The organism is Kocuria coralli, assembly GCF_008831305.1.
In the GTDB taxonomy this organism is placed as follows: domain Bacteria; phylum Actinomycetota; class Actinomycetes; order Actinomycetales; family Micrococcaceae; genus Kocuria; species Kocuria coralli.
On the sequence record NZ_ML708615.1, the window covers coordinates 128,132 to 151,664 of the forward strand.

The 23,533-nt window shown below is 67.8% G+C and carries 23 protein-coding genes, 1 tRNA gene and 1 pseudogene; 14 read left to right on the top strand and 11 right to left on the bottom strand.

The genetic code is table 11. The features are described 5' to 3' along the window. Positions 1-35 precede the first annotated feature (35 nt). Positions 36-1,280, bottom strand: a complete 1,245-nt coding sequence (locus FCK90_RS06735; protein WP_158033532.1) for a DUF3500 domain-containing protein — start codon at positions 1,278-1,280, stop codon at positions 36-38. An 87-nt stretch (positions 1,281-1,367) separates the two neighbouring features. Beyond that, on the bottom strand, positions 1,368-3,047 hold the full coding sequence (locus FCK90_RS06740) for a sensor histidine kinase (protein ID WP_181954222.1): 1,680 nt from the start codon (positions 3,045-3,047) through the stop codon (positions 1,368-1,370). A 173-nt stretch (positions 3,048-3,220) separates the two neighbouring features. Here FCK90_RS06740 and FCK90_RS16000 point away from each other — a divergent pair. Together FCK90_RS16000 and FCK90_RS16005 are read left to right on the top strand one after the other, a co-directional pair. After that, positions 3,221-3,439 (top strand): annotated as a pseudogene (locus FCK90_RS16000) (response regulator); the annotation flags it as partial. A 65-nt stretch (positions 3,440-3,504) separates the two neighbouring features. Continuing rightward, positions 3,505-4,020 (top strand): winged helix-turn-helix domain-containing protein, encoded by a 516-nt coding sequence (locus FCK90_RS16005; protein ID WP_425481691.1) that lies wholly within the window; start codon positions 3,505-3,507, stop codon positions 4,018-4,020. Here the strand turns inward: FCK90_RS16005 and FCK90_RS06750 are convergent. Continuing rightward, on the bottom strand, positions 4,010-5,359 hold the full coding sequence (locus FCK90_RS06750; protein ID WP_246180047.1) for a glycosyltransferase family 2 protein: 1,350 nt from the start codon (positions 5,357-5,359) through the stop codon (positions 4,010-4,012). The two genes, FCK90_RS16005 and FCK90_RS06750, sit on opposite strands and share 11 nt — an antisense overlap. A 220-nt stretch (positions 5,360-5,579) precedes the next feature. Between FCK90_RS06750 and FCK90_RS06755 the strand changes: the two genes are divergently transcribed. The 5 genes from FCK90_RS06755 to FCK90_RS06775 all read left to right on the top strand — a co-directional run bounded on the left by FCK90_RS06755 (position 5,580) and on the right by FCK90_RS06775 (position 9,790). Then, a complete protein-coding gene (locus FCK90_RS06755) occupies positions 5,580-6,167 on the top strand; it encodes a GNAT family N-acetyltransferase (RefSeq protein ID WP_246180048.1) in 588 nt (195 codons plus the stop codon). Between the two features lie 19 nt (positions 6,168-6,186). Beyond that, positions 6,187-6,816, top strand: a complete 630-nt coding sequence (locus FCK90_RS06760; RefSeq protein ID WP_158033536.1) for a hypothetical protein — start codon at positions 6,187-6,189, stop codon at positions 6,814-6,816. A gap of 124 nt (positions 6,817-6,940) precedes the next feature. Beyond that, positions 6,941-7,567: a malonic semialdehyde reductase gene (locus FCK90_RS06765; RefSeq protein WP_158033537.1), complete on the top strand. Its 627-nt coding sequence runs from the start codon at positions 6,941-6,943 to the stop codon at positions 7,565-7,567. A gap of 91 nt (positions 7,568-7,658) precedes the next feature. Beyond that, positions 7,659-8,030 carry a MarR family winged helix-turn-helix transcriptional regulator gene (locus FCK90_RS06770; protein WP_181954223.1) on the top strand — a complete coding sequence of 124 codons (372 nt, stop codon included), beginning with the start codon at positions 7,659-7,661 and terminating at the stop codon, positions 8,028-8,030. Beyond that, a complete protein-coding gene (locus tag FCK90_RS06775) occupies positions 8,027-9,790 on the top strand; it encodes an FUSC family protein (protein ID WP_158033539.1) in 1,764 nt (587 codons plus the stop codon). The genes FCK90_RS06770 and FCK90_RS06775 overlap by 4 nt, the downstream gene beginning before the upstream one ends. An 87-nt stretch (positions 9,791-9,877) precedes the next feature. On the opposite strand, the gene FCK90_RS06780 is transcribed toward FCK90_RS06775, so the two are convergent. From FCK90_RS06780 to FCK90_RS06800, 5 genes are all read right to left on the bottom strand, one after another. Further along, on the bottom strand, positions 9,878-11,122 hold the full coding sequence (locus FCK90_RS06780; protein ID WP_158033540.1) for a ThiF family adenylyltransferase: 1,245 nt from the start codon (positions 11,120-11,122) through the stop codon (positions 9,878-9,880). Next, the gene (locus FCK90_RS06785; RefSeq protein WP_158033541.1) at positions 11,122-11,958 is read right to left on the bottom strand and encodes a thiazole synthase; all 837 of its coding nucleotides are present in this window, start codon (positions 11,956-11,958) and stop codon (positions 11,122-11,124) included. Before FCK90_RS06785 ends, FCK90_RS06780 begins: the two co-directional genes overlap by 1 nt. Positions 11,959-12,028: 70 nt before the next feature. Next, positions 12,029-12,268 (bottom strand): sulfur carrier protein ThiS, encoded by a 240-nt coding sequence (thiS, locus tag FCK90_RS06790; protein WP_158033542.1) that lies wholly within the window; start codon positions 12,266-12,268, stop codon positions 12,029-12,031. A gap of 70 nt (positions 12,269-12,338) precedes the next feature. Beyond that, on the bottom strand, positions 12,339-13,553 hold the full coding sequence (gene thiO, locus FCK90_RS06795; RefSeq protein ID WP_158033543.1) for a glycine oxidase ThiO: 1,215 nt from the start codon (positions 13,551-13,553) through the stop codon (positions 12,339-12,341). Beyond that, a tRNA-Asp gene (locus FCK90_RS06800) sits at positions 13,553-13,625 on the bottom strand. The genes thiO and FCK90_RS06800 overlap by 1 nt, the downstream gene beginning before the upstream one ends. Positions 13,626-13,812: 187 nt before the next feature. On the opposite strand from FCK90_RS06800, the gene FCK90_RS15365 reads away from it, so the two are divergent. Together FCK90_RS15365 and thiE are read left to right on the top strand one after the other, a co-directional pair. Then, positions 13,813-13,989 carry a hypothetical protein gene (locus tag FCK90_RS15365; RefSeq protein WP_181954224.1) on the top strand — a complete coding sequence of 59 codons (177 nt, stop codon included), beginning with the start codon at positions 13,813-13,815 and terminating at the stop codon, positions 13,987-13,989. 5 nt (positions 13,990-13,994) lie between these two features. After that, positions 13,995-14,711 carry a thiamine phosphate synthase gene (gene thiE / locus FCK90_RS06805; RefSeq protein ID WP_158033544.1) on the top strand — a complete coding sequence of 239 codons (717 nt, stop codon included), beginning with the start codon at positions 13,995-13,997 and terminating at the stop codon, positions 14,709-14,711. Between the two features lie 55 nt (positions 14,712-14,766). Here the strand turns inward: thiE and FCK90_RS06810 are convergent, their stop codons facing one another. Beyond that, positions 14,767-16,140: an MFS transporter gene (locus FCK90_RS06810; RefSeq protein WP_158033545.1), complete on the bottom strand. Its 1,374-nt coding sequence runs from the start codon at positions 16,138-16,140 to the stop codon at positions 14,767-14,769. A gap of 118 nt (positions 16,141-16,258) precedes the next feature. Continuing rightward, positions 16,259-17,422 (bottom strand): PucR family transcriptional regulator, encoded by a 1,164-nt coding sequence (locus tag FCK90_RS06815; RefSeq protein ID WP_158033546.1) that lies wholly within the window; start codon positions 17,420-17,422, stop codon positions 16,259-16,261. A 161-nt stretch (positions 17,423-17,583) separates the two neighbouring features. Here FCK90_RS06815 and ppnP point away from each other — a divergent pair, with 161 nt between their 5' ends. Then, complete coding sequence (gene ppnP, locus FCK90_RS06820; protein ID WP_158033547.1) at positions 17,584-17,895, top strand: pyrimidine/purine nucleoside phosphorylase; 312 nt, start codon at positions 17,584-17,586, stop codon at positions 17,893-17,895. A gap of 58 nt (positions 17,896-17,953) precedes the next feature. Here ppnP and FCK90_RS06825 read toward each other — a convergent pair whose 3' ends face one another. Continuing rightward, positions 17,954-20,239 (bottom strand): exo-beta-d-1,3/1,6-glucosidase, encoded by a 2,286-nt coding sequence (locus FCK90_RS06825; protein WP_158033614.1) that lies wholly within the window; start codon positions 20,237-20,239, stop codon positions 17,954-17,956. 187 nt (positions 20,240-20,426) lie between these two features. Between FCK90_RS06825 and FCK90_RS06830 the strand changes: the two genes are divergently transcribed. The 4 genes from FCK90_RS06830 (at position 20,427) to FCK90_RS06845 (ending at position 23,515) form a co-directional block, all read left to right on the top strand. After that, positions 20,427-20,672 (top strand): hypothetical protein, encoded by a 246-nt coding sequence (locus FCK90_RS06830; RefSeq protein WP_158033548.1) that lies wholly within the window; start codon positions 20,427-20,429, stop codon positions 20,670-20,672. Further along, positions 20,669-20,863 (top strand): Clp protease N-terminal domain-containing protein, encoded by a 195-nt coding sequence (locus tag FCK90_RS06835; RefSeq protein WP_158033549.1) that lies wholly within the window; start codon positions 20,669-20,671, stop codon positions 20,861-20,863. Before FCK90_RS06830 ends, FCK90_RS06835 begins: the two co-directional genes overlap by 4 nt. A 66-nt stretch (positions 20,864-20,929) precedes the next feature. After that, complete coding sequence (locus FCK90_RS06840; protein ID WP_158033550.1) at positions 20,930-21,670, top strand: SRPBCC family protein; 741 nt, start codon at positions 20,930-20,932, stop codon at positions 21,668-21,670. 33 nt (positions 21,671-21,703) lie between these two features. Continuing rightward, on the top strand, positions 21,704-23,515 hold the full coding sequence (locus FCK90_RS06845) for an ABC transporter ATP-binding protein (RefSeq protein WP_158033551.1): 1,812 nt from the start codon (positions 21,704-21,706) through the stop codon (positions 23,513-23,515). Positions 23,516-23,533 lie beyond the last annotated feature (18 nt).

Genomic DNA, 23,533 nt, shown 5'->3' on the forward strand with positions numbered 1-23,533 from the left:
TCCCCGCGTGCCTGAGAAAATCGAACTGGAGGACATCACGAGTTCGGCAATGAGGCGGAGGGCGCTTCAGCGTCGCCCGGCCCGCCGCTCATCCCGGACGCCGTCTGCTGGGTGACGCTTCCGGCATAGTCGTTGCTCGGATCGCGGTAGATGGTGTGGATGTGCCCCCATCCAGCCGTGACGTAACCGTCGACATCGGCACCGGCGGAACCCTGTTGGTTGGAGAACTCGATGTAGACGTCCGGGCCGGATATCTGGAAATAGATCCCCTCTCCCTCCGTCATGTCGTAGACGGTGGCCCCGGACCAGTTCACGTAGGTCTCATCGAGCGTCGCCTCGATCTCGGCCAGGCGCGCGGCGGTCGTCTCCTCGTCGGACAAACCCACCCAGTTCGCGATGACGTCCAGGAGGAGCTGCTTCTGCTCGTCGGTCAGGTCCGCGCCGGAGAGCCCCGTGCCTGTCGGATAGTCGCAGGAGTCCCCCGGCGCGCAGGTCAGGTCGCCCACCTGCTCGCCCTGGTACAGCTCGGTCATCTGCTCTTCGGTGAGGCTGTCGTAGAACGCGAACGCGGTCTCGTACATCCCGGCCAGTGGCTGCACCTCGTTGCCGTCGTCGTCGGTGTAGACAGCCGGCTGGGAGCCCAGATGGGTCGGGGCGAAGGTGATCTCCTCGCTGCTGCCGTCCAGTGTCGCGTTGATCCCCAGGTGATGCCCGCCGAACTGCACGCTCCACGCGCTCGTGTCGGACGGGTCGCCGAAGAAGGCGATGTAGTACTGGCCCAGGGAGTCCTCCGTGCTGCTGCTGTTCTCCAGCAGGAACTCGTCGCCGCCGATGATGCCGGTGACGGTCTCGTAGCCCTCTTCGCTCAGCAGCGCTTCCAGGACGTCCATCGCCGCGGCTCTCTGCTCCTCGGTCAGGTCCTCCAGGTTCAGGCCGGCCCGTTCGACGAACGTGACCGGGAAGTTCGACCACGAGGTGCTCTTCGTCTCGTCGTCGTAGTCGTACACGAGCGACTCGCGCTGCTCGTCGGACAGCGTCGCCAGGAACGCCGTCGCCGCGGTCTCCGTGTCCGAGATGGTCGCCGCGGTCCCCGAGGAGGAATTGTCCGCGCCCGACGTCGAGGCCGCCGAAGCATCCGAGGACGTCGTACTCAGGTCCGTGGCCTCCGTCGTCGTCGCGGCGCATCCGCCGAGCAGCAGGCTGGCGGCGAGGACCGCTGCCGTGAATCTCGTTCTCCGACGTCCCGGGTTTGTTCGTTCATGTTTCGCGCTCTTGATCATGAAAGAGACGGTAGAAAGCGGAGCTATCGCCTGACTATGACCAGCCTGTGCCGGTGCATAGCTTTCACGCGAGACCCGATGGCGAGGCTATGCCCCGGCGGAAGCGGGAACGGTCACGATGAAGGTCGTCCCCTGTCCAGGAGCACTGTCCACGCTGATCGCCCCGTGATGGGCCTCGACGACTCCCTTGGCGATGGCCAGCCCCAGCCCCAGCCCGGGGATCGTGGATTCCCGCACGTTGGAGGAGCGGAAGAACTTGTCGAAGATCTGGATCTGCTCCTCCTCCGTGATCCCCCGGCCCGTGTCCACGACCCGGACATTCAAGGAGCCTCCTTCCTCCTCCGCCTCGACGGTGATCGAGTCCCCCGCCGACGAGTACTTGATCGCGTTGGAGATCAGGTTGTCCAGGACCTGGTGCATTCGATCGGGATCGAAGACGCCCCAGAGCGCCTGCGGCGCCCCGTCGACCAGGGTGATGCCCGCCGCCTCCGCCTGCGGCCGCGCGAGGTCGAGACTCGACCGGATCACGACGGCCAGGTCCGCCGTGCGCACCTCGATGGTCGGCCCGGAGGCCGTGGCCAGCAGGTCCGAGACCAGGGCGAGCAAACGGATGGCGTTCCGTTCTGCGACCCGCAGGCTGTCGTTGAGGGTCTCCGACGACGGCATGGACTCCGTTTCCTCCAGGGCGAGGTCGATGTATCCCAGGATCGAGGTCAGCGGAGTGCGCAGTTCATGGGTCACGCTGTGGAGGAAGCCGTCCTTCGCTTCCAGCGCCTCGACGAGTTCCGTCACGTCGTTGAACACGATGACCGACCCGGCCGGGGCGTCCGCGGAGTCCTTCATCCCGCTGGCGGAGGCCGAGAGCGCCCGCCGTCGATGGTGGTCCCCCATCCAGATCAGCTGATGGGTGAACGACGACCCGTCGATGGCCCGTCGCACCGGTCGCTCCGGGGCGGGGACCGCTGTGGTCTTGTCGCGGCCGAAGATCAGCAGCTGATCTTCACGCGGGTCCGGCACGTCCTCCGGGATCGCCAGCTCGTGGAGCTTGCGCTGGTGACTGTTCATCAGCTTGTCGTTGCCCTCGGCGTCCACCACCACGACGCCGACGGGAACGGTCTCGATGACGGCGTCCAGCAGCTGCGCGTGCTCTTCGCTCTTCGCCACCGCCTCACGCAGCTCCTCGTCCTTGATCCGGAGCTCGTCCTGCTGGGCGTCGATGCTCTGGCTCACGTTCACCGTGAACATCCCGACCACCCATAGCAGGACGGGAATCAGGAGCGGCGCGGCCAGGGTCTGCACGGTCAGCCGGTCCTGGTCGAGGAAGATGGGCAACCACACGATGACCAGGGAAGCGGCGAAGTTCACGGCGTGCACCGCCGCCGGATGCCTCGCGAACCACGCCAGCCAGATGACGGGGAAGACCGCGATCATGCTCAGGCCCAGCAGGACGTCCCCGCCACCGGCACGCAGCGCGGCGATGGCGGCGAACTGCAGCAACGGTATGAGCCAGTACAGCAGCGGGCCGAACGTCTGCCAGGAGAGGACGGCTCCGGGAAGCCTGCTGAGCATTGCGAGGGTGAGCCCGAGGAGGAAGAGGCCCTCCGAGAAGACACCCGGGGAGACGAGAAGCGCGATGACACACGCGAAGGCGACCGCGATGAGGAAGGGACGCTGGTTGGCCACGGCACGTTGTCCTTCGTCGAGGCTGTGCAGTTGCCTGCCGGCACCGATCAGGGCCGGAAACAACCGGAGCAGGGTATCTTTCATCGGGCCTCCGGACGCATAAGGTCTGTACGATACGAATACAAACACATTGAATTGGTTCGTTGGCCCAGAAAGCGGGTTCAGTGCACGACTCATACGACGCACAGACTGGCAGCGCGTCCCGCGGGGCGGTCGTCATCGAGGACGATCCGGATATCCGCGACCTGATCGCCACGGTGCTGCAGCAATCGGGCTTCACCGTCCACGGCGCCACGGGCGGCGCGGACGGGGTGGAGCTGGTGCTCCAGCACCGGCCCGCCGTGGTGACCCTGGACATCGGCCTTCCGGATATCGACGGCTTCGAGGTGGCCCGGCGCATCCGTCTGGCCAGCGACTGCTACATCGTCATCGTCTCTGCGCGCACGGACGAGACCGAGACCCTCATGGGCCTGGCCGCGGGGGCGGACGACTTCATCACCAAGCCGTTCCGCCCCAGGGAGTTGAGGGCCCGGATCGGGGCATGCTGCGCCGTCCTCGTGTCTTCGATACCGCTACGGCCACGGAGGAGCCTCCCCGTCACGAGGACGGCGGGGAAGAACCGGCCACGACCGGGGCGCCGGCGACCACGACGGCGCCCGGCGCCGTCTCCGCCGATACCGCTCCCGCACCAGGTGCCTCCGCGAACGGGACCGATGTGCTCGAACGCCAGGGCCTGCGCATCGACCCCCAGATGCGGTCCGTGTGGCTGGACGACGACGCCCTGGAGCTCACCCGCACCGAGTTCGACCTGCTGCACACGTTGATGGGCAGCGGCCGCCGGGTGCGGACCAAGGCGGACCTGGTCCGGCACCTGCGCGCCGACTCTCTGATGTCCGAGGCGTACGTCAGCGAGGCCGACGAGCGCAGCGTGGAGGTGCACATCGGCAACGTGCGCCGCAAGCTGGGACGCACGGGGCAGTCCGCCGTCTGGATCGAGACCGTGCGCGGCGTCGGGTATCGCATGGCGGCCGGCCCCGCCCGGCCCCTTAAACCGTGAATCCATGATGGCGCCGCACTGCCTTGCGGATCATCAGCAGGGTCATCACCAACGTGGTGATGTAGAGCATCGGCCAGCCGAGCGAGAGGATCCCCGACTGGATGGCCGGTGACTGCTGGAACCAGGCGTACATCGCTCCCCCGACCACGACGGCGCCGATCGCCAGCGGAGCCAGGTACGCCGCTTCGCGGCCGCGCTCGGCTTTGGCCTGGGCCGCCCAGTTGTCCGTCTGTGCCTTGCCGAAGAACTTCGCCCAGGCGCGCAGGAAGTGCCCCATCCGCATCCACAGGTAGATCTCCGCGGGGAAGAAGAGGAGCGCGAACCAGATGTCCCGGGCGCCACGGCCCTTGATGGACAAAGCGATGCGGAGATTCAGCAGGGTCGCTACAGCGGGCGGGATCAGCCACCAGGGACTGAAGACGAAGGCCCCGATGCTCAGGGAAGCACTGAGCAGCAGCAGGAATCCCAGGCGGATGGTGATGTTGAAGAACATGGACGCGTTCTCGATCCACCGCAGCCGGAGGTTCGGATGGAAGGGCTGCCCAGCGGTGGTGGAGCGCTGCCCCGGCCACATCAGGTCGATGGCCCCGAAGTTCCATTTGACCTGCTGCCCGTCGAGGGCGCGCACGGTGTGCATGCCGCCGACGGAGGCGCGCGCAGTGGCGCTGACCTTGGTGGCGGCACCGATGCTGCGCAGCTGGAGGGACAGCAGGGAGTCCTCGACCTCGCTGTCGCTGACCCAGGGAGTGGACTGCCTGTTGGCGGTCATCACGTCTTTGAGGGCCTGGATCGAGAACAGGGAGCACTGACCGCCGAGCACCGCCATGTTCCGGCCCCGCAGCAGGTTGTCCATGGTGAACGCGGCGAACTGAGCGCGCTGGCCCGTGGTGAGGAACGACGAGACCAGACCACGGCTGGAACGAGGGTCCACCGTGTAGATCGCGGAGATCCCGCCGATCCGGGACTCGGTCTCCGCCTCCGCCTCCAGGCGTTCGACGGCGTCGGGCTCAAGGATGGTGTCGCCATCCACGCCGAGCAGGTAGTCGAAGCTGTCCGCGACCTTGGCGAAGCCGTAGTTCAGGGCGCCCACCTTCTTGTCGAGATTCTTGCCGATGTCGTGGACGAACACGTAGGTGGTGAAGATGTCGTCGTGATGAGTGGAGACGTGCTCCCCGGCGTAGCGGCGGGCGATGTAGAAGGTCTCGTCGGTGGTGTTGTTGATCACCACGTGGATCACCTCCGGCGGGCGGGTCTGGCTCAGCAGTGCGTCGAGTACGCCGGCGATGGTCTCCTCCTCGTTGTAGGCGGGAATCACGCACGCGATCGAGTTGCGATGCACCAGTGCGAGATCCCATGCCCTCAGTGGTCACCGTGACGAATCCGCTGTCGATGGCCGTGGCCGTGATGCTTTCCATGATTTTCCCCCTTGCTGTCCTCCCCCCGGAGGACTTCATGATCAATCCTGGATCCCTCACCTCAAGATGAACCTTCATATAGACGCAAGATTCGGGCAAGAGTTCCGCAGGGAAAGCAGCGGCCCTGAGGATAAAGTTGGCGGGGTGACCTATTTCGATGCGCCCGTTCTGGAAAACGAGTTCGTGCGGCTGGAACCCCTGAGCCTCTCGCATCACGACGACCTCGTGGCCGCCGTGCGGGTGGGCGAGCTGTGGCGGACGTGGTACACGAGCATTCCGTCCCCCGAGGCCATGGCCGATGTCATCACCCAGCGCCTCGCACTGCACGGCAAGGGTGCCATGGTGCCGTGGGCGGTGATCGATCCCCGTTCGGGGGCCGCCGTCGGCATGACCACCTACCTCAACATCGATCCGGTCAACAGGCGCCTGGAGGTCGGGTCGACCTGGCTGGGCAAGGCGGCGCACGGGACCAGGATCAATCCCGCCGCGAAGGTGCTGCTGCTGAGCCGGGCCTTCGAGGATCTGGGCTGCGGCGCGGTCGAGCTCCGCACGCACTGGCACAACCGGCAGTCCCGCGCCGCGATCGAGAAGCTAGGGGCCAAACAGGACGGGGTGCTCCGCAATCACATGGTTCTCAGCAACGGCACCGTCCGGGACACCGTGGTCTACTCGATCATCGACGGGGAGTGGCCAGCGGTGAAGGTCGCCCTCCAGCAACGCCTCGGGATGTGAGGCGGAAGGAGGCCATCCGATGACCGACGGGACGCCGGGGCCCGGCGATCGGCAGGCAGTGCCGGCCACGAACGACGATGGCCGGCTGCCCCGAGCTGCCCGTGAAGCACTCGAAGCGGCGTACCGGGCCTATGCGGATGCCCCGGCGCGTTCGGCGGAGCAGAAACGATGGTCCGCGGAGATCTCAGCGCTGGCGGCAGCGGGGCGAGCTGCGGGATGGCCGATGCGCCTCCTGGCGCAGGTGTGCGGGGTGTCGGCGGAACGCATGCGCCAGTTCGCGGCCGGCCGACTCAGGGATCTGCCGCCCGAGGCGAAGGCGCTGTTCCCTCAGTACAAACGACCGCGCCCGGCTGCTCGCAAGGCCGTGGAGCGGGCGCATCTGAGCGTCGATGAGGCCGCCGAGCTGCGCGAACTGGCCAAGCTGGCCGGACAGAACACGGGGTCCCATGCTGCGGACTCCCCCGCCGCGCAGGCGAGCCGCCGCTTCACCGCGCTGGTCCGCGGCCATCACGACCGCGGCGTGATCTGGGCGGAGATCTCCGATGCCACCCGCATGTGGACGGCGTGGCCCTTGACCGAAGGAGAGACGGGTCTGGAGCCGCTCGTGCGGGTCAGCGGGCTGCGGCAGCGCATCGCGCGCGCCCAGTAGGGCTCCGAGGGAGATAATCCTCGTCACACTCCGCCTTGAGGCGCGTTTTCCCGGAAGATCGCACCGGCAGGCAACGTTGGAGTCGCCAGACCTACCACCGGCTAACCGCGAAAGAGTGATCTGGATGAGCATCGACCAGGCAGTTCTGCCCACCACCTTGGAGACCGCCGCATTGGACCGGCTGTTCAGCAGGGCGCACACGACGAACAGCTTCAGCGACGAGCCCGTGGACCCGCAGCTGATCCGGCGAGTATACGAGGATCTGCGCTGGGCGCCGACGGCCTTCAACGCACAGCCGCTGCGGCTGACCGTGCTCACGCCCGGCCCTACCCGTGATGCCGTCATCGAGCACCTGATGCCCGGCAACCAGGCCAAGACCCAGGCCGCACCGCTGACGATCGTGGCCGCCTACACCGCCGATTGGCACGAGTACATGCCCACGCTCGCGCCCCAGCGTGCCGGCGCCCGGGAGTCCTTCGCCGAGAAGGCCGGCATGCGCGAGACCGTGGGACAGCAATCGGCCGACATCCAGATCGGCTACCTCCTGCTGGCCCTGCGGGCGCACGGCCTGGAGGTCGGCCCCATGACCGGCCTCGATGCAGCCGGAGTGGACTCCGTCGTCCACCAGGAGAACGGGTGGAAGACCAGGGTGGTCATCAATGCGGGCCATCGAGCTCACCCCGACGACGAGACCGCCGTGGCGCCGCGCGGCGGCCGGCTCGAATTCACCGACGCCGCCCAAGTGCTCTGAAGCGAGTGCCCTGAGGCGCGGCGACGGCACGTCCTCGGCTCGGTTCGTTCTGGGCTTCCTGACCTGCTCGCGCCGGATGGAGCGGGCACGGATGTCTTTCCTGAAGCAGCGCGGACTCTCGGACGGGCGCATGGGCGCCCTGCTCGCGATCAGCGCCGCACCGGGGATCACTCCGACTGAACTGGCCGACCAGCTGGAGGTCACCAGGGCCACCGTCACGAGTCTTACAGAGGGCCTGGTCAAGCAGGGCTTGATCAGCCGCGAGATGCCTGCAGGCGATCGCCGCGCCCTGTCCCTGAAAACGACGGAGACGGGCGAGCAGGTCCTCGACGACCTGATTCCCGAGCTCCTCGAATGGCTCACAGGTAAGGCATCCGAGATCCTCGAGCAGGAGCGAACGCTCACGTGGGATGTCCTCGAGCGCCTCCAGCGCGGGCTCGACGAGACCGACGCGTCGTCGTGATTCCCGCCCAGGCCGCGGCGATCACCGCGATGCTCCAGATCGCCGCCGCCTGGGCGGGAATCCTCCTGGCCGGGCAATGGTGGATCGTCTTCCCGCTCCTGCTCGTCAGCTTCTTCGCGGCAGGCATGCTGCGATCCGTGGCGATCGGGATCAGCATGCGCTGGCTGGTCATCACCATCATTTTCCTGGCCTTCGCCGAATTCACGCCGACGCTGGCGGTCGAGCCCACCACCGCGCTGCTCTACTTCGCGGTCGGGGCTGCGATCATGATCGCCGCTCAGCTGCTACCGCCTTTCAGCTCCCGTCATTCCGGGCAGCGGCGCGCGGTGAGCGCCTTCTACCGGCAGATCGCGGCGGGCGGCCCCCTGGGGCCGGCGCTGTTCTCGGCCGATCAGAGCCTGGCCCTGCTCCATCGGCGCACCAGCGGCCGTGAGCTGGAGCGGCTGACCCAGCTCGTCGAACGCGGCGAGCAGATCGCCCAGCTCCTCCTCCTGCTGGACAACAGGTCCGAGGAGGAGGCCCGGCGCTGGCGCGATATCGCTTCGAGCAGGCTGTCCGAGATCGCCGAGCACATCGCCCGCGGTGACAGAGCGCCGCTGCCCGCACCGCCTGCGTGGGATCGCGAAGCGGCTGACCCTGCCGAATCCGCGCTCATGGAGGCCATCGATGCCGCCGCACGGGTCGCGGGCGGTCTCGGAGCCCAGGCGCCATCCGAGGAACGTCGTGCCCCCCGCCCCTGGGAGCTCGTCCGCGCCGAGCTGCGGCCCCGCTCCCCGATCCTCCACCATGCCCTTCGCCTGTCCATCGCCTGCGTGATCGCCCAGATCACCGGAATGCTGGTGGCGAGCTGGGTCGGGACCTCGGCCATGCTCGCAGGCCACGGGTTCTGGGTGGTCGTGGCCACCGCCCTCATCGTCTTCCCCGACTACGGTGACACCTTCTCCCGCGGTATCGGGCGCACCATCGGCACGGTCCTGGGCGCACTGCTGGGGATCGGGCTCTCTTTCCTGCCGCAGAACCCGTTGCTGCACATCATCATCCTGGTCCTGCTCTTCTTCGGCTACCTCGCCTTTCGCAGCTGCGGCCAGGCGTGGACGATGTTCTGGGTCGTGGCCTGGATCGCTGCACTGACCCCGGGGCCCCTGGGCGCGATCACACGCGGGGCGGACACTCTGATCGGCTGCGTGATCGGTTTCGCCGTCTTCCTGGTCGCTCCGACCTGGCACCGGAATCAGCTCAGCGACAGGCTCAAGGACTGGTCTCAGGCCGAGGGCGAGCGCCTGGAGTCCCTCAGCACTCTGTGGCAGCTGGATTCCGAGGAGCACCGCCTGGCCGTCGCGCATGCGACCGTCAGGAGCCGGGTGGCACGACTAGAGTTCTTCAACGCAGCGCACAGCGCCCGCACCGAGCCCCGCAGCAAGCGCGAGCAGTGGGAGAACGACGATCTTGATCCCGTGTCCGATCGTGTCCTGGAGGTCAGCCGGCAGGTCGCCGTCCTCTCGGTCTCCGTACCCCAGTGGCCCGAGGAGGCCCGCTCACGAGCCTGTTCGCAGGCCGACGCGTTGGCCACGGCACTGCGCCGGCTCGGGGCCGGCGAGCAGGAAGCCAGCGCCGACGGCGGGTCGCAGCGGATCCAGCCGGTCCGCACCGAGGAACCCGGCGGTCCGGGCGTTGCAGATGCGCAGCTGGCGTTCACGCGGGCAGCCGAGGCTCTCGACTGGCTCGCTCACGAAGAGTCGCGGCAAGCCCAGAGGGCCTAGTGTGTCGGATAAATGCTGTAACCAGGCGATGATGCCGTTGAGCACGACAACCGCTCGGTAACAGCATCGTGGCGCTCTGCGGGACCCTCAGTCGTGGTGCAGCAATTCGTATCCGCCCAGGAGGTTCTTCACGGCCGCTTCGGGGTGGCTACGGGAGATCGCGGCCAGCGCCTGCCGCGAGCGCACACCGTGAGCGCAGTACAGCACCACCGGCTGCTCGCTGGTGGATTCCTGCAGTCCTGGCAGGTCGGTGGAACCGTCCAGCACGGCCCCCAGCGGGATATTGACCGCACCGGGCACCGCGCCGGCCTGGTACTCGTGGGGTTCGCGGACATCGATGATCCGGCCGAGCCGCCCGGCCTCCAGTTCTCGCCGGAACTCCGCCGGGCTGAGGTCGTCGGGCTGCTTGGGCTCCCCGGTGAAGGGGTTGAAGTCCAGCTCCTCCGGTCCCGCGCCGGCATGGTCTTGGCGATCTCCGGCCGCGGTGACCGGATCCGCATCCGGTCCTGCAGGGGCCGGCACGGCGCAGGATTCTCCCGCGTCCTCGGTGTCGGTCATCTGCGTCACGGGTTCGCGCTGAGGATCCGGGCGCAGGTTCAGTGTCCGGAAGTCGGCTGTCAGGGCGTCGAAGGTGATCACGCGGCCCAGCAAGGACTCCCCGATCCCGGTGAGGTGCTTGATCGTCTCGGTGGCCATCAGGGAGCCGATCACACCGGGCAGTACGCCCAGCACGCCGGCTTCGGCGCAGCTGGGGGCAGCGTCGGCCTCCGGCTCCTCCGGGTAGAGGTCCCGGTAGGTCGGGCCACGGCTTCCGTCGGGCAAGCGGGACCAGAAGAGGCCGACCTGTCCGTAGAAACGCAGGATGGAGCCGGTCACCAGCGGCGTGCCCAGAATCTCGCAGGCATCGGAGACCACGTAGCGGGTGGTGAAGTTATCGGAGCCGTCGACGACGATGTCCGCCCCGGCCAGCAGGTCGAGTGCGTTGTGGGCAGCGATCCTCACCCGGTGCTCATGGACCACTACCTCTGGATGCAGTCCGCGCATCACCTCGGCCGCGGATGCGGTCTTGGGCCGGCCCAGGGACTCTTCGGAGTGGATCACCTGACGGTGCAGATTGGAACGTTCCACGTAGTCGTCGTCGATGAGATCGATGGTGCCTACGCCGGCGGCCGCGAGGTAGGTCAGGACGGGTGAGCCCAGCGCCCCGGCACCGATCACGGCAACCCGCGCTCGCAGCAGTTCGGCCTGGGCCTCGATGCCGAAGCCCGCCAGGGAGAAGTGCCGCTGGAACCTCTCCATCTGAGAGCGGTTGAAGGCAGAGAGCGCTGACATCAGGTGAGTTCCTCCACGGGATCGATCACGCCTTCGAAAGTACTCGAGGCCTGGGCATGCTGCCGGCGCGGAATGCGCCCGGCCGACCTGGAGTGCCAGCCGGCTTCGACAGCCCGGCGCACCGCATGGGCCATCGCGGCAGGCCTCTGCGCCCGGGTGACAGCCGAGGCCACCAGCACGGCCTCGCAACCGAGCTCCATGGCCAGGGCGGCTTCGGAGGCAGCCCCGATGCCGGCGTCGAGGATCACGGGCACCTGGGCGCGCGTGGCGATCAGCTCGATGTTGTGCGGGTTGAGGATCCCCAGGCCGGTTCCGATGGGGGCGCCCAGCGGCATCACGGCAGCCGCTCCCGCCTGTTCCATGCGCAGGGCGGCGGCCGGATCGTCCGAGGTGTAGACCAAGGGAGTGAACCCGCGGTCGGCCAGCTGCTCGGTGGCCGCCAGGGTCTCGATCACGTCGGGAAGCAACGTGTGCTCATCTGCGATGACCTCGACCTTGATCAGGTTCGTCTCCAGCGCCTCGCGCGCCAGCTCCGCGGTGAGCACGGTGTCCTTGACGGTGAAGCAACCGGCGGTATTCGGCAGAACATCGATGCCCAGGCGTTCCAGCATGGTGAAGACACTCGTCTTGAGCTCAGGATTGAACCGCCGCATGGCCACCGTGGTCAACGATGTACCCGATACCGCCAGGGCTTTCTCCAGCGCGGCCAGGTCGGTGATTCCCCCGGTGCCCATGATCAGCCGGTTCCGCAGTGTATAGGCGCCGATCTGCAACGCCGGCAAGGCGGTGTCGAACCCGGGGTCCACGCTCGTGGTGGTCTCGTGGGCGGAGGTCATGTCAGGCTCGCTTTCAGCGCCTTCCGGCGCGCAGAGACGTCAGACGATATTCGTGTGCCGGGCTCCGTGATCAGCCGCCCTGGACAGCGGTGACGATCTCCAGCTGGGCGTTCTCTTCGAGATCTGCGGCGGCCCAGAGGCTGCGCGGCACAACGGACCCCTCCAGCGCGACGGCCACGCCGAGGCGCCCGCCGTCGGCCGGGCGCCCCTCCGGGGTGAGTTCGCGCCCGGTGGTGTGCTCGACCGCATGCGCCACCGTGGCGCCCGGCGGCAGGTCGATGGACTGATCGTTGATGCGAACTGTGGGCATAGTGAGCCCAGTCTACGCAACGGCTGCGCCCCGCTCACGGTTCTCGCCCGTCGATCCTGAGGGCATCTGCTCATCGCGAGAGCGCCATGGCCTCCAGGAGTGCTGCATCGTCCACGCTCAGCTCGGCCCCTGTGACCAGGGCGGTAGTCAGCCTCGCCCCTAGAGGGGCAAGGAGAATCCCGTGGCGGTGAAAGCCGGTCGCGACGACGATCGGTGCTCCTGGAGTCCCTCCGCCGTTCTCCGTGAGCAGTCCCAGGTACGGTCGATCATCAGGGGTCCCGGGGCGAGCGCGAGTCACGATCTCGCTCAGCTGCATCTCCCGGACCGCTGGCAGAATCGCCGCTGCGTCCTCCAGCAGCTCCAGCACGCTTCCCGCGTGGGTGCCCTCGAGTCCGTCCTCACGAGAGGAGGCGCCGACGATCAACTCTCCATCGGCTCGCGGCACCAGATAGACGGCCCGTCCGGCCACCCGGGCGCGGATCACCGCGCCCAGCGGCTGGGTCTCCCCCGGTAGCAATTGACTCTTCGGCACGCGCAGGCGCAGTACATCGCCGTGCACCGGGCGCAGGGGCAAGGGATGCTGCTCGGGCAGCCCCTTGATCCGGCCGTAGCCGAGACCCGGGCTCAGCACGACGGCGGCGCATCTCAGCTCAGTGCCTTCGCACGTGGTGACCACCGCGGCGTCGCCGTCTCTGTCCACTCCCGAGACCGGCTCGTGGACCCATACGGCAGGCGGCCCCGCGTCGGGGAACCCGGCCGCCGGCAGCTCGGCGGACAGCGCTTCGGTCAGGGCCCCGGCCAGGCGGCGGGGATCCACCTGGTGATCGCTGGGCACGTCCCATGCTCTGGATACACCCGGGGCGAGAGAGGGCTCCCGCCGGCGCAGGGTCGATGAGCTCAGGGAGTGGACTTCCATGCCGTGATCCCTCTGGACGGAGACCAAGGCGGCCACCGCATCACGGTCTCCGGGATCAGCGGCCAAGAGAATGGTGCCGGTTTCGCGGTAGCCGGTCTCCGCCCTCACGGCTCGGGAAAGGGCCGCCATCGCCTCGGGGTACTCGGCCCGGGAAGCACTCATCAGCGGCCAGAGCTGCTGCTGGCTGTACTGGACTTCACTGATGGGAGCGAGCATCCCGGCGGCAGCGAACGTGGCCTGGGAAGCGGGGGCGGGATCCAGGATCGTGACCGCCCGCCCGGCCAGGCGCAGGTTCCAGGCGGTGAGCAATCCGATGATGCCCGCACCGACCACCGCCGTGCACTGAGCGGTTCCAGTGTGATTCGTCATGGAGCGGCTGGCGGGAATCGAACCCGCATCCTCTGCAGGATGAGCAGGAGCTTGGCCATCAAGCTACAGCGCCTGGCCGTCACCGGCGGCACGAGTGGTCCCCACCGCGACAGCCTGCCCCGCAGTCTACGGCCATCCGCAGGCGCAGCATGCCCGAGGCATCCGGGTCCGCGCACTTCCTCGCGGCATATGATCCCGCTCTTCTCCAGGGTCGCCGGCGCTTTCCCGGCAGATCGCGCACGGCCTGGAGGTCGGTCCCATGACCGGCCTCGATGCAGCCGGAGTGGACTCCGTCGTCCACCAGGAGAACGGCTGGAAGACCAGGGTGGTCATCAATGCGGGCCATCGAGCTCACCCCGACGACGAGACCACCGTGACGCCGCCCGAGTGCTCTGAGGCGCAACCTCTTCAGCCCGGCCGGGGGCCACTACGCTGAAGGACATGCCTCATCCCACCGTTCCTGCCGTCAGCGAGGTCGGCCGTCTGCGCCGTGACCGTCTGAAGGCCGCTCGTCTCTATGTGTGCACGGATCTCCAGCGATTCATCGCCCATCCTTGCGAAGACTCGGGAGACCGCCTGGATTTCAGCGCCCTGCGCGATTTCTTCTCGGCCGCTTTCTCCGGCGGGACCGACATCATCCAGGTCCGCGACAAGAAGGTCTCCGTGCAGACCGAGATCGCTGCGCTGGAGCTACTGCGCGAGGTGGCCGGTGAATGCGGTGGGCTCTCGGCCGCCAACGACCGGGCCGACCTGGCCGCGATCACCGGTGTGGACATCCTTCACGTAGGTCAGGAGGACCTCTCCACCGCACAAGCGCGTGCGGTGCTGGGCGAGGACGTGATGATCGGCCGGTCCTGCCGGACGGCGGACCAAGCGCACCGGGCCGAAACGGATGCGGGCATCGACTATTTCTGCACGGGTCCGGTCTGGGAGACGCCGACGAAACCCGGGCGGGCCGCCGTGGGCACGGAGCTGCCCGCGACGGTGGCCGCCTGGGAGACGCCCAAGCCGTTCTTCGCCATCGGCGGCATCAATGCGCGGAACATCGGCGAGGTGACCGCGACCGGGGCCGACCGGGTCGTCGTCGTCCGGGCCGTCACCGAAGCGGAGGATCCAGCGGCGGCAGCACGGGCGCTCAGGCAGCAGCTGCCCGCGTGACGTGGGCGCAGGGCGGGACAGTGGTACGACACTGTCCCGCCCGTTTCGGTCGTGCTCAGTCGATCTTCTGGATGGGTGCGGTGCCGACGTCGACCTGCGTGTCGACGAGATCGGTACGGACCGTCTCCTTGCTCAGGAGCAGGCCGATCAACGACATCACCCCGAGCAAGATCAGGAAGAAGGCGGGCGAGCTGGGGTTGCCCGTCGTCGCTATGAGCCAGGTACCGACCAGGGGCGCCACTCCCCCGAAGAGGGTTGCGCCGACGTTGAAGGCCAGGGCGAAGCCGAGGTAGCGCGACCTGGTGCCGAACATCTCGGTGAAGAACGACGGGAAGACGGCGTCGTTCATCGCGAAGAAGACGAGCGCACCGATCAGCACCGCAGTGGCGAGCACCACCCCGCCGAGCGAGAGCAAGGTCATGATCGGGTAGCTCAGCACGATGAACGCGACACTCGAGACGAGCAGGATGCGTTTGCGCCCGAAACGGTCGGAGAGGCGTGCGACGACGGGGATGAGCACGAGGTGGGCGACGAGGCCGATGGTGACCACGAGCGTCGCCCTCGCAGGGGCCATGTCGGCTTCCTCGATAAGGAACGTCGGTGTGTAGCTGAGCAGCAGGTAGTAGGCGCCCGCGTTGAGCGACATCACGAGCAGGATCTTCACCATCGAGGGCAGGCTGCGCCATGCTTCGGCCCGTCGAGCGGGATTCTTCTTGCGTTCACGCTGGGCGCTTTCGCGCTCGTTCTGCTCGATCTCCTGGATCCGCCGGAACTGCGGGGTGTCTTCGAGACGGGTCCGGAGCCACAGCCCGAGAAGCCCGAGGGGGCCGGCGATGAGGAACGGGATCCGCCACCCCCACTGCTCGATGAACTCCGTGGAGGAGCTCGCGTAGAGGATCGTGGTCACCAGAGAGGCCAGCAGGAAGCCTCCCGCCGCCGACATGGGCACGACGCTCGTCAGGAGACCGCGTCTCTTCGCCGGCGCGTACTCGGCGATGAATATCCCGGCACCGGCGTACTCGCCTGCCGCCGAGAAGCTCTGCGTCATGCGCAGGAGCAGGAGGAGCAAGGGGGCGGCGACACCGATGGCCGCGTAACCCGGAAGGAAGCCGATCAGCAGCGTCGCCGTGGACATGATGATGATGGTGGTGGCCAGGACGCTCTTTCGTCCGATCCTGTCGCCCAGGCTGCCCCAGACGAAGGCGCCGATGGGCCGGACCAGGAACGAGAGGGCGAACACGGCGAAGGTGCTCATGAGCGCTATGGCCCGGTCTTCCGCCGGGAAGAACACCACGGCGATCGTCGTGGCGAGATAGCTGTAACTGGCGTAGTCGAAGTACTCGATCAGTGTGCCGAGGCCACTGGCGATCATCACCCGGCGAAGCACCGAGCGGTTCTCGCGCTCTGACGAGGCTGTTGCGGTGGTCATCTCGTGGTTCCTCCGAAGGGTCGAGCACGGGCCGTACGGCCCCTGGTGTGCTCCCCACATATTTCCAAGGACGAACGACACGACCTATGGCCGCCTTGGCGAATCTTGTACGAAACATTCACCCGTTCGGCGAAGCCGATTCGATCTCTTGGAAGCCGCGCGCCTTCAGCGCCAGCCAGAGCTCGGTCTGCGCCTCGATGCCCTCGAGGTCGTGGCCGGTCAGCTGGGCGATCCGCTGAATACGGTTGCGGATCGTGTGCCGATGGACCCGCATCCGGGTCGCCGTCGCTTCGACCGACCTGCGCTCGATCAGCCAGGTGAAGAGCGTCCGGAGCAGGACGTCACCGTTGCGCGCGTGTTCGATCGGCGACAGCACCGCCTCGACGAAGGCCTCGAGGTAGTCGGGTGATGCCACCCTCGACAGGAATTCATGGGTAGCACCGTCCTGGTACTCGATCGGGACTCCGATCCGCTGGCTCGTCCCGAGCGCGAGCGCCGCCTGCCTCATGGAACGGGCGGCATGCCGCGGATGAACGGGCGTTCCGGTGCCCATCGGGACGTCCAGCTGATAGTCGAGGAGGGTCTGCCGTGGATCCGAGAACACGAGGCACTCGACGATGCGTCCGCGGTGCCGGATGAGCGTGGTGTTGAGGATCGCCGCGAGATCGTCGACCAGCACCTCGGCATGGGTCTCATGGCGAGCCTCTATCGCGAGTCCCCGCACCTCGTCCACATTGATTCCGAGGCCTCTGATGAGAGCCAGCGCCCCGCCGTCGTCCCCCAGTTCCAGGACTCTCCCGAGCTGTTCCGCACGTTTCCGCCTGGCGGGTTCGTCCAGCAGCCAATGCCGTTCGTATTCCAGGGCCAGCAGGGAGCACAGCGAGTCGACGGTGAGTGAGGCGCTCTCCTCCCCCGAGGCCACTCGTGCCAGGTAACCGCGCACCGTGTCGTTGCCGGCGAAGGAGACGATCTCCACCGCTTGGCCGGCGAGCGCTTCGGTGCCGGGGTGCAGGTGGATGGACCGGCCGAGGCGCGGCCGGGATTCGGCCAGCGCCTCGCCCACGGCCGTGAGGGTTTCGGGGAGGAACGCAGTGCTCCGGCCCAGTGGCCTTCCCAGGCGATCGAAGACGGCCACGGCTTCACCCGTCTGGTGCTGCCATCCGGTCAGCAGCCGCTGGACGCCTCCGCCGCGTGTCACGATGGCCGTGAGTTCCATCTGGAGACCGAGTGCGCGCTGCAGTCCTTCGACGGAGGCGATCCCAGGTGCGTCCTCAGTGCTCATGTCTTCAGGCTAGCAAGGGGGTGGCATGTACGACCGGGTGAATATAGAGGTCGAAGAGTGTTCAATAGGGCGATATTGAAAACCCCGTTCTCCCCCTAAGCTGCTTCCGCAGGCGGTGCGCATCGACCGCGCCGAAGCAACACACACGAGGGAGTGATCGCATGATCGGCCAGAACGAATACTACGAAGGACGTGTTCGTAGCCTTGAGTTCAAGAACAACCAGGGCAACTTCACTGTGGGTGTCATGGAACCCGGGGAATGGACGTTCGAGGCTCCGATCAAGGAGTGGATGCGCCTGGTCAGCGGCAGCTGGGATGTGCAGCAGCCCGCCGGGCAGGGCGAGTGGAAGACCTACCGCGAAGGCGAGGAATTCGAGGTGCCGGGTGGTACCGACTTCACGGTCCGCGTGACCGACACGGTCGCCTATCAGTGCCCCTACACCGGTGAGTTCCTGGGTCACCTGGATATGTGAGTGAGCGGGGCTGCCACCGTCATGGCGGCAGCCCCGTCCCGACGTCGACGGGATCTTTTCATCCCTCGATACTGAACGTCGCCGACAGCAGGTCCTCCGCTCTGGAGGACGGGCCGACCAGAAGCGTGAAGAGACCGGGCTCGACCACGCGCCGTCCGGCGGCGTCCACGATGGAGCAGTCGGCCGCCGGGAGCTCCAGGGCGACGGTCTTGGTCTCCCCCGGGTCGATCTCGACGATCCGGTAGGCCTTGAGCTCCTTGTCGGCCCAGCTCACCGAGGTGACCTCATCACGGATGTAGGCCTGGACCACCTCGCGCGCCGGCCGAGAACCGGTGTTGGTCAGACGCACCTCCGCACGAACGGTGGCTCCGGCAGGCACGCTGTCATCGGCCACGTGCAGATCCTCATAGGTCACGGTCGTGTACGAGAGCCCCTCCCCGAAGGCGAAGGCCGGGCTCTGCGTCAGGTCGGCATAACGATCGGCGTGCTGACCGCGGATCTGGTTGTAATAGGTGGGCTGCTGGCCGGCGTGCCGGGCGAAGGAGATCGGCAGCCGGCCGCTCGGCTCGATCAGCCCGAGCAGCAGTTCGGCCACGGCCCGGCCGCCGCGCATCCCGGGATTGGCGGCCCACACCAGGGCCGCGGCGTCCTGCACCGACGGCGGGAGGACGAGCGGCTTGGAGGCGAGCAGCACGACGACCACCGGTTTTCCCGTGGCCACGAGGGCATCGAGCAGGGCGATCTGCCCTCCGATGAGTTCGAGGGTCGCGGTCGAGCGGCCCTCGCCGACGAGTTCGATGCGATCCCCTACGACGGCGACGAGGACATCGGCGTCCTGCGCCTCGGCCACCGCGTCGGCGATCAACCGATCGTCCGGCGCCGCTGGTTTCACGATAGGCATCCGCGGCTGGCCGTCCGGGTAGGTCGGACCGTCGGGGTGCGGTTCGAGGGTCGCGATCTCCGCGCCGGGCGCGTATCGCACGGACCAGTCCCCCGGGACATGCTCCCGGAGCCCGTCCAGGACGGTCGTGATCATCTCGCGCGGCTGGCCGTCGAGCCAGCCGGCCTGCCCGGAGCCGCCCGCCCAGTCCCCGAGCTGGGTCTGGGCGTCGTCTGCGAGCGGACCGGCGACGGCGATCCGCAGGGGGTCTTCACCGGTCGGGACCGCCCGCCCGTCGTCGTCGGCCGTCAGCCCTCCCGCCAGGGGTAACGTCCCGTCGTTGCGCAGCAGCACGAGCCCCCGGCGCGCGGCTTCCAGGTTCAGCCGGGCATGCGCTTCGCTGCCGACGTCGGAGGCGATGCGCGCGCTATCGGGCCGGCGCGGGTTCTCGAACAGGCCGAACTCGAACTTCAGCCGCAGGATGCGCGTGACCGCGCGGTCCAGGTCCGCCTCGTCCAGCAGGCCCCGCTCGATCGCTTCGAGCGCGCCGTCGAAGAACCCGGGGGTGTTCATGATCATGTCGTTGCCGGCGCGCACCGCGGCCGCTGCGGCATGGGCGTAGTCGGGTTGCACCTTCTGCTCCCACACCATCCGGCCCACGTTGTCCCAATCGGTGATGAGGGTTCCGGTGTATCCCCATTCACCGCGCAGCACATCGTTGAGCAGCCAGTCGTTGACGGTGATCGGTACGCCGTCGATGCTCTGGTAGCCGAGCATGAAGGTGCGGCACCCTTCCCTGGCCACCCGTTCGAAGGGCGGCAGGAACCAGGAGCGCAGCTTGCGCGGGGACAGATCCGCCTCGCTGGCATCGCGGCCGCCCTGCGTCTCGGAGTAGCCGGCGAAGTGCTTGGCGGTCGCCAGGATCGCGGTCTCATCCGTCAGGCCGCCGCCCTGGTAGCCGCGGACCATGGCCGAGGCGAGCTCGCCGATCAGGAACGGGTCCTCGCCGAAGCTCTCGTCCACGCGCCCCCAGCGCAGGTCCCGGGCGATGCACAGTACCGGCGAGAACGTCCAGTGCACGCCGGTCGCCGAGACCTCGACGGCGGTGGTGCGAGCCACCCTCTCCAGCAGATCCGTGTCCCACGAGGCGGCCATGCCCAGCTGGGTCGGGAAGATGGTGGCCCCTTCGAAGAAGGAGTGCCCGTGAATCGCGTCCTCACCCACCATGAGGGGGATGCGCAGCCGGGTCTGGGAGACCAGTTCATGGGCGCGGACGAGCCGTTCGGGCGAGGTGTGCAGGATCGAGCCGACATGTCGCCGCAGGACCTGGTCCTCCAGGTCGTCGCGCGCATCGAGCTGCATCATCTGCCCGACCTTCTCCTCGCGCGTCATCCGCGCGAGGAGATCGGCGATGCGGTCCTCGACCGGCAGGGAGGGATCGGAGTACGGGAGATCGTCGAACATGGGAGCCACGGGAACTTCCCTTCAGGTGGAGGCGTCGGGTCAGGAATCCTCGATGAGGCTCATGCTACGCATGAAGGGCGGTCGAGGGACCGCGGATGAGCAGCGGACTGCCGCCGCACGACGATCGACCGCCTCGCCATAGCAACCATGGTTGACAACCTCACTTTGAGCAACATAGGTTGACATCATGGAGTCCTCACAGATCGCCCGGATCGCCTCGGATACCAGTGACCCCCGAGCGGGCCTGAGAGCCGTTTCCTCGCTCCGGGTGCTCGCGGAGACGCTCGAGCTGCGGCAGGTCGAAGCGGCGCTGCGGGCGGGCATGAAGTGGCAGGAGATCGCCGATGTACTCGGGGTGACCCGGCAGGCAGTCCACAAGAAGTACGCCAAACGCATCGACCCCACGATCCAGGTCCCGAGGAGGAACGCGTGAGCAAGTTGGTCCGCATCGCCCGGACGAGCCAGGAGCTCTCGCTGGCCGCGATGGAGGAGGCCTCCAGGCAAGGCCGGCGAGAGGCCGACCTCGAGCACCTGTTCATCGCCCTGGTTCTCACGGATCAGCCGGCCGGCCGCATCCTGCGCGGCCTCGGAATCACCCTGGACGACGCCCGGCGGGGGGTTTAAGACCAGCACGAGGCACTCCTGGCCTCGGTCGGCGTCTATACCGATCTACCCGCACCGGGCCGGATCGTGTTCCACGAAACCGGCGGATACGACTGGAGCCAGCGAGCAATCGACCTGATCGGCCGGGCGGGCGGCAAGCGCCGCGACGGAAGTGCGGCGGCAGTTCTGCGGGAGTTCATGGCCGAGCCGAGCGGGCTGATCGCCGACCTGCTCACGTATCTCGGGACCACCCCTGAGGCGATCGTCGAAGCCCTCGACCGGGATCCCTCGGTAACCCGCGTCGGGAGGACCTCCCGCCCGAAGGTGAAAGGGCGGGTCAGCGGTTCCTCCGAGTCGTTCGTACCGGCCCCGGTCGAAGAGGTCTGGGAGTTCCTGGCCGATCCGGCTCGCATCTGCGACTGGGAACCGGGCCTCGGTTCCATCGAACTCGGTGCCGATCACGACACCCGCGACGTGCACCTCGGGATGACCTGGGAGGCTCGCGCCATGACGGAGCGACCCGATGGGAAGCCGATGAAGGTCAAGGAGGCGTTCCGGCGCAGAGTGGTCGAACTGGTCATGGCGCAGTACCCGCACCGTGTCTCCTGGCGCTTCTCCTATCCCGACAACGAGCGGGGCAAGCCCGTCCTGATGGAGTTCCGCCTCTCCCAGACGGCAGGCGGCACCCAGGTGAACATGACGGTGTCCTGGCCGCGCCGGGAGGGGTGGCGATGGCTCGCCGGCGCTCCGTTGCGGCCGGCCCGGGTGTTCCTGACCTGGCTCCACCTGTTCCAGATCGGCGCCGCCATCAGCCGTGCCTTCTGCTGACCGGCCCGCACCCCGGACCCGACGAGAGTCTTCATGAACAGCCCTTCTGCAACCACCGATCCTGATCACGACGATGCCCGGCCCGCCGCTCCCGCGGTTCCGCTGCGGAAGGGGCTGTCGTTGCTGGGCTCCTACGCCCGGCCCCACGTGCGCACCCTCGCATTCGGGGTGCTGCTGGGTCTTTTCGCCACCGCAGTCGCCCTGGCCACCCCGCTGGCGACGAAATGGGTCCTCGATTCCCTGGGCACCGACATCGACCTCGCGGGCCCGGTCACGATGCTCGTCGTCCTCCTCGTGATCGGCACCGCGGCGGGCTTCGCCCAGACGGTGCTGCTCGGACGGCTCGCCGAGCACATCGTGCTCGACGCACGACGATCGCTGATCCAGCGGTTCTTCCGCGCACGGCTCGAGCCGATCCAGCAGTTCAGGACCGGTGAACTCGTCACCCGCGTCACCAGCGACACCGTGCTGCTGCGTGAGGCCGCAACCTCCAGCGTGGTCCAGCTGATCAATGGCACGGTCTCGCTCATCGGGACGGTCGTGCTGATGGCGGTCCTGGACTGGCAGCTACTGCTGACCACGCTGCTCGCCCTGCTCGTCATCGGCGTCCTGTTCGGCGTGCTGGTGCCCCAGATCGGCAAGGCCGACAAGCTCGCCCAGGACGCGATCGGCCGGCTCGGCTCCTCCCTGGAGGGCGGGATGCGAGCGCTGCGCACGGTCAAGTCCAGCCGGGCGGAGGACCGGGAGATCCACCGGGTCATCGAGAAGGCCGAGGACTCGGCCCGGCACTCGATCCGGTCGGTGTGGTACTCCGCGCTCATCTGGACCGTGGCCGGCGGCGGCATGCAACTGGCCATCATCGTCATCCTCGGGCTGGGCGCGTGGAGGGTGAGCCTCGGTGAACTCGCGGTCTCGACGCTCGTGGCCTTCCTCCTGTACGCGTTCAACATCATCGATCCCATCACCGCGCTCGCCGGGGCGTTCGCCTCGCTCCAGTCCGGGCTGGCGGCTGCCGCACGCATCCGCGAGACCGAGCATCTCGAGCTGGAGGACACCGCCGAGCGACCCATGACCGGGCAGGACCTCTCCACGGCCTCCACTGACGCCCCCGCACTCGCCTTGCGATCCGTGACCGCCGGCTACCGGGAGGCCACGGAACCCGCCCTGGTGGACGTGAGTCTCGAGATCCCGCGGACGGGCCATGTGGCGCTGGTCGGGCCGTCAGGTGCCGGGAAGACCACCGTGTTCTCGCTTCTGCTGCGGTTCATCGACCCGCGCACCGGCAGGCTGGAACTCGACGGCGTCCCGTACGAGCAGCTGAGCATCGACGACGTGCGCTCCCGCATCGCCTACGTGGAGCAGGAAACCCCCGTCATCCCCGGCACCGTGCGCGAGAACGTCCTGTTCCGCGACGACGATGCGAGCGACCATGAGGCCTGGGAAGCCCTGGAGGCGGTTCGCCTGGACCAGAAGATCCGTGCGTTCCCGGAGGGGCTGGACACCGCCGTGGCGGACACGATCCTCTCCGGCGGGGAACGCCAGCGTCTGGCCGTGGCGCGGGCACTGGTTCGCAGGCCCGGTGTCCTTCTCCTCGACGAGGCCACCGCGCAGCTGGACGGCACCACGGAGGCCGCGATCCAGAAGGTGATCGGCGAGGCCGCGCGCACCGGCGCCGTCGTGACCATCGCCCACCGGCTCTCGACGATCCTCGACGCCGACCGGATCGTTGTGCTCGACCACGGCCGTATCCGGGACACCGGCACCCATCGGGAGCTCCTGGCGCGGGACGATCTCTACCGGCAGTTCATCGAGGCCCTGCGGATCCACCCGGGCGCCTCGGCGTAACCCCGCCGCGCCGGGTCA